General features: G+C 59.7%; 12 protein-coding genes. 2 read left to right on the top strand and 10 right to left on the bottom strand.

Annotation, left to right across the window (positions count from 1 at the left end):
• Position 1: 1 nt before the first annotated feature.
• Positions 2–547, bottom strand: a complete 546-nt coding sequence (locus FGL65_RS02650; protein ID WP_147819524.1) for a DUF2975 domain-containing protein — start codon at positions 545–547, stop codon at positions 2–4.
• 195 nt (positions 548–742) lie between these two features.
• Between FGL65_RS02650 and FGL65_RS02655 the strand changes: the two genes are divergently transcribed.
• Positions 743–2,695, top strand: a complete 1,953-nt coding sequence (locus tag FGL65_RS02655; RefSeq protein WP_147819525.1) for a sensor histidine kinase — start codon at positions 743–745, stop codon at positions 2,693–2,695.
• Between the two features lie 51 nt (positions 2,696–2,746).
• Here FGL65_RS02655 and FGL65_RS02660 read toward each other — a convergent pair whose 3' ends face one another.
• Positions 2,747–4,090 (bottom strand): glutamine synthetase family protein, encoded by a 1,344-nt coding sequence (locus FGL65_RS02660; protein ID WP_147819526.1) that lies wholly within the window; start codon positions 4,088–4,090, stop codon positions 2,747–2,749.
• A gap of 248 nt (positions 4,091–4,338) precedes the next feature.
• Positions 4,339–5,280 carry a radical SAM protein gene (locus FGL65_RS02665; protein ID WP_147819527.1) on the bottom strand — a complete coding sequence of 314 codons (942 nt, stop codon included), beginning with the start codon at positions 5,278–5,280 and terminating at the stop codon, positions 4,339–4,341.
• A 340-nt stretch (positions 5,281–5,620) separates the two neighbouring features.
• Between FGL65_RS02665 and FGL65_RS02670 the strand changes: the two genes are divergently transcribed.
• Positions 5,621–8,131: a methyl-accepting chemotaxis protein gene (locus tag FGL65_RS02670; protein WP_147819528.1), complete on the top strand. Its 2,511-nt coding sequence runs from the start codon at positions 5,621–5,623 to the stop codon at positions 8,129–8,131.
• Between the two features lie 89 nt (positions 8,132–8,220).
• On the opposite strand, the gene FGL65_RS02675 is transcribed toward FGL65_RS02670, so the two are convergent.
• The 7 genes from FGL65_RS02675 to FGL65_RS02705 all read right to left on the bottom strand — a co-directional run bounded on the left by FGL65_RS02675 (position 8,221) and on the right by FGL65_RS02705 (position 13,632).
• On the bottom strand, positions 8,221–8,538 hold the full coding sequence (locus FGL65_RS02675) for a hypothetical protein (protein WP_147819529.1): 318 nt from the start codon (positions 8,536–8,538) through the stop codon (positions 8,221–8,223).
• Positions 8,539–8,756: 218 nt separating this feature from the next.
• Positions 8,757–9,014: a hypothetical protein gene (locus FGL65_RS02680; protein WP_147819530.1), complete on the bottom strand. Its 258-nt coding sequence runs from the start codon at positions 9,012–9,014 to the stop codon at positions 8,757–8,759.
• 612 nt (positions 9,015–9,626) lie between these two features.
• On the bottom strand, positions 9,627–10,748 hold the full coding sequence (locus tag FGL65_RS02685; RefSeq protein ID WP_250645551.1) for a twin-arginine translocation signal domain-containing protein: 1,122 nt from the start codon (positions 10,746–10,748) through the stop codon (positions 9,627–9,629).
• Between the two features lie 270 nt (positions 10,749–11,018).
• A complete protein-coding gene (locus FGL65_RS02690) occupies positions 11,019–11,570 on the bottom strand; it encodes a 2-oxoacid:ferredoxin oxidoreductase subunit gamma family protein (RefSeq protein ID WP_147819531.1) in 552 nt (183 codons plus the stop codon).
• Positions 11,570–12,331, bottom strand: a complete 762-nt coding sequence (locus FGL65_RS02695; protein ID WP_147819532.1) for a thiamine pyrophosphate-dependent enzyme — start codon at positions 12,329–12,331, stop codon at positions 11,570–11,572. Before FGL65_RS02695 ends, FGL65_RS02690 begins: the two co-directional genes overlap by 1 nt.
• A complete protein-coding gene (locus tag FGL65_RS02700) occupies positions 12,332–13,399 on the bottom strand; it encodes a 3-methyl-2-oxobutanoate dehydrogenase subunit VorB (RefSeq protein WP_147819533.1) in 1,068 nt (355 codons plus the stop codon).
• On the bottom strand, positions 13,399–13,632 hold the full coding sequence (locus FGL65_RS02705) for a 4Fe-4S binding protein (RefSeq protein ID WP_147819534.1): 234 nt from the start codon (positions 13,630–13,632) through the stop codon (positions 13,399–13,401). Before FGL65_RS02705 ends, FGL65_RS02700 begins: the two co-directional genes overlap by 1 nt.
• Positions 13,633–13,755: the final 123 nt, after the last annotated feature.

The raw sequence follows: 13,755 nt of genomic DNA on the forward strand, positions 1-13,755 counted from the left end.
CCTAGACCGTAAATGCCTGTTCTTCTTTCATCTTACGGCCTTCGTCCATGATCCGGGAGATGACCAGCAGCATGATGCCCACAACCACCATGGAGATGTCGGTGTCGTCGATGCCCATATGGAGCAGGCGGTCGCCTTCCGGGTTGGTGACGGTGATGATGAAGCTGATCAGGGTGCCTGCCGGGATGGCCAGCAGATTCGAGGCGATGAGCCCCCATGCGACTCCCCGGAAACATTTCACGTTCTCGTGCTCGAAGATGATGCCCTGGGAATACAGGGAAAAGAGTTTTTTCAGCGAATGGTAGATGTACATGAGTGCGGCGCCGGGAATCATGTAGGCAATGAAACTGCACAACCGCTGCCACATTTCAGGATCGGCAAGATCACCCATTCCCGGAGTCGATTCGGTGTCGTAGTCCAGAATGAGCTCGCCGGTATTTGTCACATCGCAGTCCAGCCAGAAGATGAACATGGCTATGGGGTAGAGGTAGAACAGGACCTTGAAAAGCAGGGCAAAGTATTTGCTCGGTTTGGTTATTTTATCCATGAGTATCTCCTATGGTGTCGTTGATGACATCGTTTAAAAATTAAAAATTATTGTTTGTCAATAAGAAATCATTCTTTTTCAAAACAAGCACACCCGTGAAAGGGGCGCACGGCGGATTATATTTCCGGGCACGTAGTTTTCCATGACCATGGGAATGGGATACAAGGGGAGTGAACCGATTTTTCCGGAGGCGCCATGCAGGTTTCGCGTTGTTGTTCACGGATGGTGTGCGGGCTGTTGCTGGTTCTCTTGTGGGCGGCCATGGCCTTGCAGGCATGGGGCGGCGAAACCCGGCGGGTACTGTTTGTCAGCTCCTATTCCATGCGTCTTTCCTGGGGCGCCTCGGTGGCCGAGGCCGTGCGCGATACCCTTTTCGAGTACGACCCATCCGTGGAACTGACCATGGAGTTCATGGATACCAAGCGGTATCATTCTGATTTTTACTATAATAATCTGAAATCATTTTATAAATATAAGTACGGAAACACCAGGTTCGACGTGGTCATCACTGCGGACGACAATGCTGCCCGGTTCATCGCCGAATTGCGGCCCGAGGTGTTTCCGGGCACCCCCATGGTCTTTTGCGGCGTCAACGACATGGATTTTGCCAAAAAGCACGACATGACGGGCATGACCGGCGTGTTCGAAGAGGTGGATACGCTTGAAACCATCAAGGTGGCCCTGGATATCATGCCCGAGACGAAGATGGTGTATGTGGTCAGTGACCAGACTACCACCGGGGAAGCCATTGTCCAGCAGGTGGAGCAGGCCTGGGAGGCCAATTCCTTCAAGTCGCGGTACACCTTGATACAGCCCGACACCATGGAGGCCCTGCAGGCCGAGCTGGCCAGGCTGCCGGAAGATTCGATCGTGCTGCTCCTGCCCTACGTGGTGGACAGCAACGGAAAGACATTCACCTTTCACCAGGCCGTGGACCTCATTGCCCCGGCATCGCCTCGGCCCATTTTCAGCTTCTGGGATTTCTACCTGAACAGGGGAATAGTGGGCGGCAAGCTCATCTCCGGCGCCACCCAGGGCGGGTATGCCGCGCGCATGGCCATCCGCATCCTGGAGGGAGCGCCCGTATCCTCGGTGCCCATCGTCTACAAGAGCCCCAACCGGTTCATGTTCGACTATCGCCAGCTGAAGCGTTTCGGCATTTCCATGGATGCGCTTCCTCCTGGAAGCATTGTCACCCATATGCCGGACAATATCTGGGCCAGGTACTGGAAGGCCATTCTGGTTGTTTCCGCCGTCATTCTGGCGCTTTTGGCCATCATTGTGGTGCTTTCCTTCAATATCGCGGCCCGGCACAGGGCCGAGAAGAAACTGGCCGCCCTCAACGCCAACCTGGAAAAATTGGTCAAGAAGCGCACCGAGGAGTTGGTGCGGACAAATATCAAGCTGCAGCGCTCGGACAACGTCAAGACATCGCTCATGAACACGGTCACTCATGATTTGCGCACCCCCCTGACTTCCATCATCGGGTTTGCGACCATGATCCGCAGGGATATCGACAAGTATTTCGGGAATACCGCCACCGATGAAAAGAGCGCCAGGAAGCTTTCCCGCATCCGTTCCAACCTGGAGGTCATCGGCGAGGAAGGAGAACGGATGACCAGGCTCATCAGCGATTTCCTGGATATTTCCAAACTGGAGGCGGGTAAGGCCGCCTGGAACGTCGTGGAAATTGATGCGGTGAAGCTCTGTACGGATGCGGCCAAGGCGGTCATCGGGGATTTCGATGCCCGCGAAGGGGTGACCCTGGAAACGGACATTGCCGGAAAGCTGCCCAGAATCATGGTGGATTACGACCGCATGCGCCAGGTGCTTTCCAACCTGCTCAGCAATGCGGCCAAGTTCACGGAAAAGGGGTATGTCCGGCTTTCCGCCGGGCTGGACGAACAGGGCCTGATTCTGGTGTCCGTGGCCGACAGCGGTGTGGGTATCCCCGAGGACAAGCTGGACGAGATTTTCGAGTCCTTTTACCAGGTGGAATCCGGCGACAAGGCCAGAAAGGTCCTGGGAACGGGCATCGGCCTGTCCATCTGCCGGGACATCGTGGAGCATTTCGGCGGCCGCATCTGGGCCGCGCCCAACCCCGGAGGCGGCACGGTCGTCTCCTTTACCCTGCCGCCCTGCAAATAAAAGGAAAGGCCCCGGAATCGGGGCCTTCTTGTTGTCGCGGCTGTCGATCGGCTAGAGAATGGGTAGGTATTTGTCCAGTTCGAATTCCGTGACCTGGGTGCGGTATTCGTCCCATTCGGCGATCTTGTTTTCCACCAGGGCGGTGTGCAGGTGGTCGCCCAGCACATCGCGCATGAACTTGGATTTCTTGAGGGCCATGGCGGCCTCGTACAGGGAGCCGGGCAGGGCCTTGATCTTGTTGCGCTTGAGTTGGCGGTCGTTCATTTCAAAGATGTCTTCTTCAACGGGTGCGGCCAGCTCGTAGTTCTCTTCCATACCCTTGAGGCCCGCTGCCAGCATGACGGCAAAGGCCAGATACGGGTTGGCGGCCGGGTCCGGGCAGCGAAGTTCCATGCGGGTGGCCGCTTCCTTGCCGGGCTTGTACATGGGGACGCGCACCAGGGCCGAGCGGTTGCGGCGGGCCCAGGCGATGTAGACCGGGGCCTCGTACCCGGGAACCAGGCGCTTGTAGGAGTTGACCCACTGGTTGGTGACGCACACGAATTCGGGCGCGTGCCTGAGGATGCCGGCGATGTAGGACTTGCCTTCCGGGGACAGGTGGTATTCGTCGGAGGCATCGTAGAAAACGTTCTTGCCGTTCTTAAACAGGGACTGGTGTACGTGCATGCCCGAGCCGTTTTCACCGAATATGGGCTTAGGCATGAAGGTGGCGTAGCAGCCGTGCTTGCGGGCGGTTTCCTTGACCACCACGCGGTAGGTCATGGCCGTGTCGGCCATTTTCATGCCTTCGGCGTAGCGCAGGTCGATCTCGTGCTGGGAGGGAGCCACCTCATGGTGGGAATATTCCACCTGCATGCCCATGGCTTCCAGGGAGAAGATGATGTCGCGGCGGATGTTGTTGCCCAGGTCGAGGGGCGGAGCGTCGAAGTAGCCGCCGCGGTCCAGGATCTCGGTGTCCTGGTCGTCGGCAAAGGTGAAGAACTCCAGTTCCGGGCCCACATAGTAGGTGTAGCCCTTCTCGGCGGCCTGGGCCAGGGTCTTCTTGAAAATGTAGCGCGAGTCGGCAGCGAACGGGGTGCCGTCCGGATTGACCACGTCGCAGAACATGCGCGCAACCGGCTTTTCCGTGGGACGCCAGGAGCAGATCTGGAAGGTGGTGGGATCGGGCATGGCCACCATGTCGGATTCGTCGATGCGGCAGAAGCCGAGGATGGAGGAGCCGTCGAAGCCCATGCCTTCCTCAAAGGAGGCTTCCAGTTCGTTGGGGGTGATCTGGAAGGATTTCAGGGTGCCCAGAATGTCCACAAACCAGTACTGGATGAAGCTGACGTCGTAGTCCTTGACGGCTTTGAGTACATCGTCGGCGTTCTTGCAGTTGAAAACGGGGATATCCATATGTTTCCTCCAAGGGGTTGGATGATTCCATGATAAGTCGAATGAAACAGTCACATATCAAGTCATATGCCACAATAGTTATTTCTTAAAAATACAAATGGTTATTTTTTGGTGCGGTCGTCGGGTCCCGGGAAAACGTTGTCGTTGTTTACAAAAATGAAAGAGAAACCAGTAAAAATGCGCAAACTGCTATACAATAATGTGAATCAATTTTGAATGTGTGGAGTTTTGTGTGAAATTCGATAACATTAATGTAAATTTTTAAATATCTGATCGAAAAAATCAGCAGTTCTTCGGTCCAGGCGCTTGATATTGGAGTTTTTGGCTTGGTCGAGCGCCGATTGAAATTCTTTCGGGGTAATGGTCCGGTTGATGTGAGGATGCTTTTTTGCCTCGCCGCAGGGATGGTACTGGTCCATGATGTTCACGTAGGTATCCCGCGAGAGACCGGCCAGAAAGCGCATCCATTGGCGCGTTCCCGCTATGTCGCCCGGCATGACCAGATGGCGCACCAGCAGGCCGGCCACGGCGATTCCCCCGTCCAGGCGCAGGTCCCCCACCTGGCGGTGCATTTCCCTTACCGAGGCCTTGGCCCGTTTCGGGTAGTCCCGAGTCCGCAGCAGTTCCCTGGACTGGGCCGCGTCCCATATCTTCACGTCCGGCATGTAGATGTCCACCACGCCGTCCAGCAGTTTCAGGGCTTCCAGCGAGTCATAGCCGCTGGTGTTGTAGACCAGGGGCGCGCGCAGGCCGTGCTCCACGGCAATGGGCAGGGCCTCCAGGATCTGGGGGACCACGTGGGACGGGGTCACGAGGTTGATGTTGTGGCAGCCTTGCTGCTGGAGCCTGAGCATGACCCCGGCCAGCTCCTCGGGCTCGGCGGCCAATCCGGCGTCCGGGTCGTGGGAGATGTCGTAATTCTGGCAGAAAACGCATTTCAGGTTGCATCCGGCAAAGAAGATGGTGCCTGATCCGTGGCTGCCCACCAGCGGGCTTTCCTCGCCGAAATGGGGATTGAAACTGGCGATCACGGCCTTGCGGCCGATGCCGCAGAATCCCCGTTCGTCTTCCAGGCGGTTCACGCGGCATTCGCGCGGGCAGCAGCGGCAGTCGGCCAGCATGGACACGGCCTGGCTGGCCCGGACCGAGAGTTCTCCGGAGTGGTGCAGGGAAAGGTAGCCGGGTTTCATGCCGCAAGCTTAGCAAAACGGCAAAATCATGGGCAAGGAATGAAATCCAATGTGGAATACCACCCTTGTTGTGAATTAAATCACAAGAGAAGAGATGAAAACCGGGATTCTTCCAATCCTGAGTACGTGCTCTTGTGTATTTTGTAACAAGCCGAAAATAGCGTTGTGCCCCGGTCCAAAGGGATTATCGCTCTCACTATCTTCTATCTGATTCCATAAATCGACTTTTGCGGGGATCGCGCCGCCGGGCCTGTTTTGCGTGGGGAGGGGATTTTCATTTTCACGCGGCCCGGGCGGACGTGCCTCCCGCATCAGGCCATGCAGCTTCTGGAGGGGAGCCATGAGTATCAAATATAAAATATTATTGCCGATTCTTCCGCTGGTGCTTTTCGTGGGATGTTTCGGCTATTTCCTGTTGACCGGAAAGTTCGACACTCTGCGCTATTCCTTTGCGGAAATGGTGGTGGGCAACACGGCCAGGACCCTGGCCCTGAACACGGAGAACGCCGCCTTGCGCGCCCAGGAGGAGGCCGCCCTGTTCAGTCGCATGCCCGCTGTCGTGGAGGCGTTCCGCCTGGCGCACGGCGGAAATCTCGACGACGAGAGGGACCCTGCGGCGCAGCAGGCCAGAGAGACCCTGCGCGAGTCCTTGAAGCCCGCCCTGTCCGGGTACCGGGAATCCTTCGGCGAGCAGCTGCAGCTCCATTTCCACCTGCCCAACGGCAGGAGCCTGGTGCGTCTGTGGCGCGACAAGCAGGCCAAGCGCGGCGGCAGCTGGGTGGATATTTCCGACGATATTTCCAGTTTCCGGCAGACCGTGCTGGATGTGAACCGGGACGGAAAGGCCAGGCGCGGCATCGAGCCGGGCAGGGGTGGCTTTGCCATCCGGGGCCTGGTCGCGGTCAGGGATGCCGGCGGCGCCCGGCTGGGTTCCGTGGAGGTGCTCAAAAATTACGGCGACGTCTTCAAGTTCTTTGAAAAGGACATGGGAAAGTTCTTCACCCTCTACATGGACGCCTCCCTGCTTTCCACCACGACCAAGCTGCAGGACCCCAAGGAATATCCCGTGCTGGACAACGCCTTCGTGCGCGTGGCGGGCAAGGCCAACAGCGCCATCGACGACTCGGTCACCCCGGCGGAGCTCAGAAAGGCCATGCGCGAACAGGTCTTCACCATTTCCGGGGACTATGCCCTGGCCTACATCCCGGTGAAGGACTACCAGGGGCGGCCCATCGGGGTTATTGCCCTGGCCCAGGACATCTCCAGCCAGAACGCCATTCTGGACAATGCCATCATGGTGGTCCTGGCCATCTTCCTCTGCGCGGTGCTGATCCCCATCCTCTCCGTGCTGGGGGTGCTGCCTTTTGCGGTCTTCCGGCCGTTGACCAAGATCCGCAGGTTTGCCGAGGACGTGGCCCGGGGCAACCTCTCCAGCAGCGTGGAGCTGAAGGGCAATGACGAGATCTGCCGGATTCACGAGTCCGTGAAGCAGATTCCGGCCAGCATTTCGGCGCTGATCTCGGACTGCGAGGAGACGGCGGAGCAGGTGCGCAAAGGGGTCATGAACGCCCGGGGCGACGCCGCACGCTATGAGGGGGCCTATGCCGAACTGGTCGGGAGCGTGAACGCCCTGGCCGACACCTTCACCAGTATTTTCGACACATTGCCCTTCCCCATGTTCACCATCGACAGGGACTGCAACCTGCAATACGTGAACCGCCAGACAGAGCTCTGCGCGGGAAGGCAGGGTTCCGCGCTGCTGGGCTCCAAGTGCCACGACGCCTTCAGCACGAGCGATTGCCGGACCAGCAACTGCATCTGCGACAAGGCCATGCGCACGGTGGAAAACCAGAGCGGCGCAACGCAGGCGACCACCAGCGACGGCGTGCTGGAGGTGAAGAACTACGCCATCCCGCTCAAGGACGCCAAGGGCGGCGTGTCCGGGGCCATGGAGATCGTCGTGGACCAGACCGACGTCATCGAGTCCCACCGCAAGATGCGGCGGGTGGCCAACGAGGCCGAGCAGCTTTCCCAGCGCATGACGGCCGCCGCCGAGCAGCTTTCCGCCCAGGTGGAGGGTTCCAGGGACGGCGCGGAAGAGCAGACCCGGCGGACCGTGGAAACCGCCACGGCCATGGAGCAGATGAACAGCACCGTGCTGGAGGTCGCCCAGAACGCCACGCATGCCGCGGAAAACACCGAGCTGACCCGGAAGCAGGCCCAGGAGGGCAGCGACATCGTGGTGCAGGTCGTCTCGTCCGTGAACGACGTGCAGCAGCTCGCCTCCCTGCTCAAGGAAAACATGGGTGAGCTGGGGCGGCAGGCCGACGGCATCGGCCGGGTCATGACCGTGATCACCGACATTGCCGACCAGACGAACCTGCTGGCTCTCAACGCCGCCATCGAGGCCGCGCGGGCCGGGGATGCCGGACGCGGGTTCGCCGTGGTGGCCGACGAGGTGCGCAAGCTCGCGGAAAAGACCATGCTTGCGACCAAGGAGGTGGGCGAGTCCATCAACGCCATCCAGAGCGTGACCCAGCGCAACATCGCCGAAACCGACAAGGTGGCCGGAGTGGTCGGGAACTGCACGCGCCTGGCCGAAACCGCCGGGCATTCCCTGGTGGAGATCGTGGACCTTTCCAGGAATTCCGCGGACCAGGTGCGCGGAATCGCCACGGCGGCGGAAGAGCAGTCGGCCGCGTCGGAACAGATCACCCGCTCCACCGAGGAGATCCACAAGATATCCGAGGACACGCGAGACGCCATGAGCCAGGCCGTGCAGGCCTGCTCCGAGCTTTCGCATATCGCCCACGAGCTCAATACGCTTATTTCCGACTTGAGTTCGGAATAAGGATACCGGCCCGGAAATGGGCTGGAAAACGCCGGTGAACACTTAGATATGAGATGTTCACCGGCGTTTTGTTTTTCCGGGGCGGGAGCTCAATTCCTCAGGAATTGTTGGTTTTCCTTGATGAGCCGGGTGCGGACGGTTGTGGTCATGTCCTGCGGCAGGCCCATCTTGGTCAGGTGGGTTACGGCTTTGTCCGTGAGCAGTTTGAAGAAATCCTGCTTGACGGTGACGGTTTGGTCCGCGACTTCGGCCCAGGTGGAAAACCCGAATTGTTCCAGTGCGCTTTTGACGCCGAAGCGGAATGCGCCCTTGACGGATATGACGGTCAGCCCGGGGTAGAGGTCGGCCACGAGAGCGGCCATGGATGCGATCTTCTGTTCCTGCTTTGCGTTGCCCTGTTGCAGCATGGGAATTCTCCTGTTCAGGTTTCATGTCCGCCCATCCTGCGCCCTTGAGCCAAGTCCCGCATTGATTCCGATCAACGATCTGAAATGATTTTCAATACATGCCGTTAGCGGAGGGGCGGCCGGCAAGAGAACGGCGCGCCTCCCAGAAAGGCGGCGCGCCGTTTGAATCCCTTGGAATGAATACGGCGGGAAGGGTGCCTCCCCACCGCCGTTGCATCTTATGCCGGGGCGACGATGGAGTGGACCTTGCGGGTGAGTTCGGCCTCGCCCTTGGAGGCGTATGTCTCGTACAGGGCCATGACCGTGGCCTGAGAAAAGACGTAGTTGCGGAACGCGTTGAAGGCCTTCATATCGTTCTTGCCTATTTTGTAGTCGCGCTGGGCGATCTTCTGCATTTCCGGGATGATCCATTGGGCCGCGGGCACGGTGAGCACCCAGTCGTGGTCGCCCAGGTGGCAGCGGCACTCGGTCAGCATGAGCAAGGCCTGGCGGGCGCGCTTCGAGAGTTCTCCGGAGTGGTGCAGGGAGATATTGTTAGCAGAAGGGGAGGAGCAGGGGCTAGCGGCTTACAAGCCTAATTAAATCGGCTTGCTACTCGTCGTACACTCGCCATTTCATTCGTATGAACAGAACAGGATAGAAGATGGGTGCCAACAACGTCAGCCGCCATGCATAGGATTTGTTGACGTTGAAGTACTCGCATATCCAGAGATTCACTGTGTGGAACGGGATGTAGTGAAGTAGTGGGACAAACATAAGCAGATACTTGCCAAACGAGAGCTTCACTCTTTCTTCGACAAACTTGAAAGGACCAAGGGAAGTGTAATTTGTCCAATGGTCATCTCTCATGATTTCCTTGCTGAATGCTAAATAAAAGAAATTGAAGGCAAACAAAGACAAGAAAGCATGCGCAACGTATGTGATGAGAAGATATTTGAGCCACATGGAACGACGATACCAATGTTGATCTAAAACAACAATAAAGGAAGGCCGGACCGGTGAGCGGCCCGGCCTCGCGAGAGTGGAGAGGCGGAATTAAAATTGTCCGGGGAACGGCACGGATACAGACTGTTCCCCGGTGTCGCTCCTTATGCCGGGGCGACGATGGAGTGGACGGTACGGGTGAGTTCGGCCTCGCCCTTGGAGGCGTATGTCTCGTACAGGGCCATGACCGTGGCCTGGGAAAAGACGTAGTTGCGGAACGCGTTGAAGGCCTTCACATCGTTCTTGCCTATTTTGTAGTCGCGCTGGGCGATTTTCTGCATTTCCGGGATGATCCATTGGGCCGCAGGCACGGTGAGCACCCAGTCGTGGTCGCCCAGGTGGCAGACGAACCCTTCCTGGCGGCGCGGCAGGGGCAGGGTCTTGCCGCCCGCCTCCAGCAGCCCGTAGCTCACCGGGTCGATGCCGTTGAGGATGGCCGCGGTCTGGAGCCAGCCCACCACCTGGGCCTCGTCCGCCGGGGTGCGCGGGTGGTTGTGGGCGCAGGCCTGGGCCACACAGACCTCGGCGGGCAGGCCACGGGCAATGGATTCGGCCACGCCCAGGGGATGGTGCTCGCCGGTGCCGGCCAGCGCCCGTTCGTTGCGGGAAGCGCCGTCTCTGTCCCACTGGAAGACCCACGGCTTGTGCAGGTCGTGCAGGAGCTGGGAGGCGATGACCACGTCGCGGTCCAGCAGGTAGTCGTAGACGTCGCGGTAGCCTTCGTACAGGGCCATGGAGACGCGCACGTTCACGTCCGTATGGGTGATGAGCCCGCCCGGGTAGGAGTGGTGGCTGCCGTAGCCGCTGCCCGGCGCGGAATAGAAGGGCTGCGGGGCCTTGGAGGCGCTTTTGGCCGGGGGCAGGAAGTCTGCTTGGGACACGTCCTTCAGGAGCCCCTTGGCGGTCAGTTCCCGGTGGATCTCCTTTTTCTCGGAAGAGCCGATTTTCTTCATCACCGTGGGGGCCGGGTTGGACAGGATGTCCTGGACCGTGGCGCGGATTCGCGGGTTGCGGATCTTGGCGGCCGTGGCCTGGAGGCTTTCCCAGCCGGCCATGACCAGGCCGGAGGCCTCGGCCATTTGTTGCGGCGTCATTTCGTTGATCTGCTCCACGGTGGCGCGGGTGTAGGCGGCCTTGGCGGGTTTCGCCGGGAAGGTGGCCACGGCGGCCATGGCGCCTGCGGCCAGGCCGAACTTCAGGAAATCCCTTCGTTGCATTTCAGACATGGTTTCATCCTCACGTTGGTAGCGGTTGACAAGTGATTGGGAATACTGGAGTCGAAATATGTCTGAATGGTTTATTACATGAAGTGTTACAGTTGGTTACGATGGGGAGTCGGGTTTGTGAGGGTCGGGGGAGGTTTGGTGACGAATGAGAGGGGCGGGGCTGTCGAACTTGCAGTTGCCCTGGAAGGGCACGCGCCTCCCTCTGAATTGGGCACAAAAAAGCCGGGGAGAGAACGGATGTTCCCTCCCCGGTTTCTTACGTGGCTGTGACTAAGCCTTTGCCGCCACTTCGGCGCCCGCTTTCAGGGCGTCTGTGTTGGCCGGGATGAGCTTGTGGTAGCGCTCGGAGAGCACGTTCGGCAGGCTGTCGATGACAGGCTGCAGGCTCATGATTCCGGTCGCTTCGATGAATGCACCCAGCGCGACCATGTTGGCCATGCGGGTGTTGCCGAGCTTGTCGGCGATCTCGTTGCACGGCACGGCAATGCACTTGACGCGGTCGGCGTCGGCAAGTTCCATGTCGATGAGCGAGGAGTTGATGATGTTCACGCCGCCGTCCTTGAGGCGCGGCTGGAACTTGTCCAGGGACGGGCGGTTCATGATGATCAGGCTGACCGGGCTGTGGATGATGGGCGAACCGATCTCCTCTTCGGAGAGCACCACGGTGCAGTTGGCCGTGCCGCCGCGCATTTCCGGGCCGTAGACCGGGATGTAGGTCACGTTCAGCCCGTCCTTCATGCCCGCGTAGGCCAGGAGGTTGCCGATGAGCATGACGCCCTGGCCACCAAAACCAGCAATGATTGCGTCGAGATAGCGAGCCATTAGCACGTACCTCCTTCATCCAGGGTGTCCTTGAATTCGCCGAGCGGGAAGTAGGGGATCATTTCCGTTTCAATGCGCTCGTTGGCCTGTATGGGGGTCATCTTCCAGTTGGTGGGGCAGGCCGAGAGCAGCTCCACGAAACCGAAGCCCTTTTTCTCGATCTGGCACTGGAAGGCCTTGCGCATGAACTTCTTGGCCTGACGGATGTTCTTGACGTTGTTCAGGGCAGCGCGCGCGGCATAGGTGACGCCGCCCAGACTGGAGATGATCTCGGTCATGCGGATGGGCGCGCCCTCGTGCTCCATGCAGCGTCCGCTGGGGCAGGTGGTGGTGCGCTGGCCGATGAGCGTGGTGGGGGCCATCTGGCCGCCGGTCATGCCGTAGACCGTGTTGTTCACGAAGACCACCGCGATGTTCTCGCCGCGGTTGGCCGCGTGGATGATTTCGGCCATGCCGATGGAGGCCAAGTCGCCGTCACCCTGGTAGGTGAGCACGAACTTGTCCTTGCGGGCGGCCTTGACGCCGGTGGCCACTGCCGGAGCGCGGCCGTGCGGCGCTTCCACCGCGTCCACGTTGAGGTAGTTGTACAGGAATACGGAACAGCCGATGGCGGTCACCAGGATGGTGTCCTGGGTCACTTCCAGTTCATCGAGCAGCTCGCCCACGATGCGGTGCGCCACGCCATGGTGGCAGCCCGGGCAGTAGTGGGTGGCGCGGTCGATGACGGCCTGGGGACGGTCGAATACGAGTTTTTCGGACATTTACTTACCCTCCAGCCATTCGAGGACCGGGCCCTCGATATCTTCGGGAATGGGCAGGTTGCCGGGATAGATCGGAGCGAAGTCCGAGTCGGCCACCGTGCGGATGGCAAGGCGCACGTCGTCGACCATCTGGCCGAGATTGTGCTCGATGGTCAGGAATTTCTTGCCTTGCTTTGCCAGAGCCAGCAGCGCAGCGCTGGGGAAGGGGTACAGGGTGATGGGCCGGAACAGGCCGACCTTGTGCCCCTGCTTGCGCAGGTTGCGCACCGCGGACTTGGCGATACGTCCGATGGAGCCGTAGGCGCAGACCACGAGATCGGCGTCCTCGGTCTCGAATTCCTCGTATTCCACGTAGGACTGCATGTCCTCGTATTTCTTCTGGAGGTTCTTGTTCTGTCCGGCCAGAGCGCCTTCCTCCAGGTACAGGGACTTGATGAGACGCTTTTCGCGGCCCTTGGCGCCCGAGAGCGACCATTCGCGGCCCGCCTCGTCGTCGATGCCTTCCGGCTGCCAGGGGGTGATGGCTTCCTTCATCTGGCCGAGGATGGCGTCGCCCAGGATCATGACCGGGTTCTTGTACTTGTAGGCCAGGTCAAAGGCCTTGATGGTCATGTCGTAGGCTTCCTGCCCGGTGGCCGGGGCCAGCACCAGCAGGCGGTAGTCGCCGTGGCCGCCGCCGCGGGTGGACTGGTAGTAGTCGCCCTGTGCGGGGCCGATGTCGCCCAGGCCCGGCCCGCCTCGGTTCATGTTCACGATGATTGCCGGGGTGTTGGAGCCGGCCATGTAGGAGATGGCTTCCTGCTTCAGGGAGATGCCCGGGCTGGAAGAGGAGGTCATGGCGCGGATACCGCAAGCTCCTGCGCCCAGCAGCATGTTCGCCGCCGCGACCTCGGACTCCGCCTGCACGAACTCGCCGCCCGCCTTGGGCAGTTCCGAGGACATGAGTTCCGGGATTTCATTCTGGGGGGTGATGGGGTAGCCGAAGAAACATTTGCACCGGGCGGCCAGCGCGCCGCGCACGACCGCTTCGTTGCCCTTGACGAAAATTCGTTCGGTTTGCTTGCTCATTATGCATCCCCCTTCTTTTTAGGGGTTCTGTAGACTTTTATGGCCAAGTCGGGACAGATCAGCGCACAGGAGGTGCATCCGGTGCACTTTTCCATGTCCGCTGCGGGAACCTCGGCGACCTTGTAGCCGCTCTGGTTGAACCGGTCGGACTGGACTATGATCTGGGCCGGACAGACAGTCGTGCAGAGCAAGCAGCCCTTGCACCTGTCCTCCTGGATCACGATTCGCGACATATTCAACTCCTCGTTTAAAGATTGAAGAGAGTATGATGGCGGACCGCCGGGAAATGCAGCCCAGGGCGTGTGGCCGGGGAGGTGCGAAGGCTGGCGCGGGCGCCGATCGCCCGTTTCGCCGTC

Source organism: Salidesulfovibrio onnuriiensis (assembly GCF_008001235.1).
GTDB classification, from domain to species: domain Bacteria; phylum Desulfobacterota; class Desulfovibrionia; order Desulfovibrionales; family Desulfovibrionaceae; genus Pseudodesulfovibrio; species Pseudodesulfovibrio onnuriiensis.